General features: G+C 66.5%; 2 protein-coding genes. Both read right to left on the bottom strand.

All coding sequences use genetic code 11. The annotated features are described in order from the left end of the window. A complete protein-coding gene (locus WBF82_RS11585) occupies nucleotides 1-1,263 on the bottom strand; it encodes a PPE family protein (protein WP_424383174.1) in 1,263 nt (420 codons plus the stop codon). Between the two features lie 532 nt (nucleotides 1,264-1,795). Then, a partial coding sequence (locus tag WBF82_RS11580) for a PPE family protein, SVP subgroup (RefSeq protein WP_424382014.1) occupies nucleotides 1,796-1,922 on the bottom strand: 127 nt, incomplete at its 5' end.

Here is a 1,922-nt window from a genome sequence, read left to right as displayed (position 1 = left end):
TTATCCGGCCGATGGTGGGCGTGGCATGACGGCGTGGCGGAAGCCGTATCGGACGACGAAGCCGCTGGTGCGCCGGCCGTTGACGGCGTTGCTCATTGGCATCCCGTTGAGAAGTGCATTGGAGGTTGGTGTGATGGGGCGGACGGTGTTGGTGAGCATTGCCGGCTGGGTCTCCATCGCTGTCGGCGTTGCTCCGGGCCAGCCGGCAGGTACTGACAGCCGGCCGAGGGTGCTGGCTTGGCCGATACCTGCCGACACCGGTGCGCCGTGGCCGAAGGGGGCCAAACCGGCGAATTGCGGTGTGGGATACCACGCACCACCCGAGCCGGCCGTGGTGCCCAGACCGAATGTCGTCTGCTGTCCGATGCTCGCGCCGAATTGCCCGAGGCCCACCCCGAAGTACGCCTGGAACGCTTGTCTCAGGGTATTGAGATTTGGGTTGGTGACGCTGGTGCCCAGCCAGCCGCCGCTGCCGACCCATTGCCAAAACGTTTCGCCGGTGCCCAAGAAGCCGCCGCCGGTCGTGGTGGTGGCCCCAGTCGTGCTGCCCGTCGTTGCGACGGGGACCGCGGTGGTTTGGGTTGCGGTGGTACTGGCGGCCAGCGGTGTGGTGGAGGTCGAGGTGGTCGAACCGCTCGTTGACGCGGCGCTTTGCGCGGTGGTTTGGGCGGCGTTGCCGGCGCTGGTTTCGGTGGCTTGGGCCACGGCGGCGGCTTGGCTGCTGTTGGCGTCTTGGCTGGTGGTGTGTGGTGGGGTGGCGAATGGGGTCACTTGGGAGGCGGCGGCTGCGGCGCCGGCGTAGCCGTACATGGCCGCGGCGTCTTGGGCCCACATTTCGGCGTAGAGGGCTTCGGTGGCCATGATGGCCGGGGTGTTTTGGCCGAAGAAGTTGGTGGCGATCAGCGCCATCAGCAAGGCGCGGTTGGCCTCGATGACCGGTGGCGGCACGGTCATCGCGAAGGCCGCCTCGTAGGCGGCCACGGCGGCGCGGGCCTGGTTGGCGGTCTCCTCGGCCTGGGCGGCGGTGGTGCTGAGCCAGTTGATGTAGGGCGCGACGGCGGCCAGCATCGTCGCCGAGGTCGGACCGATCCAGGGACCACCGGTCAACTCGGTGATCGTCGACCCGTAACCCGTTGAGGCAAAACCCAACTCGGCAGCCAGCCCATCCCAGGCCTCGGCCGCGGCCAGCATAGGTCCGGGGCCAGGACCGGAATACATCCGACCCGAATTAACCTCCGGCGGCAACGCCCCGAAATCAAACAATTTGACGAACCCCTAAGTCAGCTAGCTGTGGTCGATTTGGCGGGTTCGGTGGCCGCACACGAACCGCGCTGCTCTGATCGGGGTCCAAACAGTTGAATCGCTGACGCCCTAGGAGCTAGCCGCCCGATGCATGCCGGCCCGCGACGACTCCGCCGCTGTCAGCCCAGACAGCGCTCGCCGGATACAAACCACACCGTCGCCGGGTCAGCCGCCGCGCTCCGGGCATTGTGTGTAGTCACCAACGGATCCGCCTCTTCCGAATAACCTTGAGCGTCTGGATTTCCTGAGCGCTGCTAGTCGTGACAGTAGATGCGCGCGGCGGACGAAGCCGCCCCAGCGGCGCCGTCATGTGACGGCAAAACTGCCGATCATCGGAATCGCAACGCGGGCGTTGGAAGCCGGCCCTTCGGCGCCCCCGATCGCACTAGCTGCAAAAACTACCGCGGTAAGCGACCGCTCGAACGCGGCGAGCCGACGGCTCGCGCTAGTTCTACGCGCGGCGGGGGATAAAAATCTTTGCGCGGATAAACCGTTATCCGGCCGATGGTGGGCGTGGCATGACGGCGTGGCGGAAGCCGTATCGGACGACGAAGCCGCTGGTGCGCCGGCCGTTGACGGCGTTGCTCATTGGCATCCCGTTGAGAAGTGCATTGGAGGTT

The organism is Mycobacterium sp. (assembly GCF_049673265.1).
Taxonomy (GTDB): domain Bacteria; phylum Actinomycetota; class Actinomycetes; order Mycobacteriales; family Mycobacteriaceae; genus Mycobacterium.
This window is presented reverse-complemented; position numbering and strand designations above follow the sequence as displayed.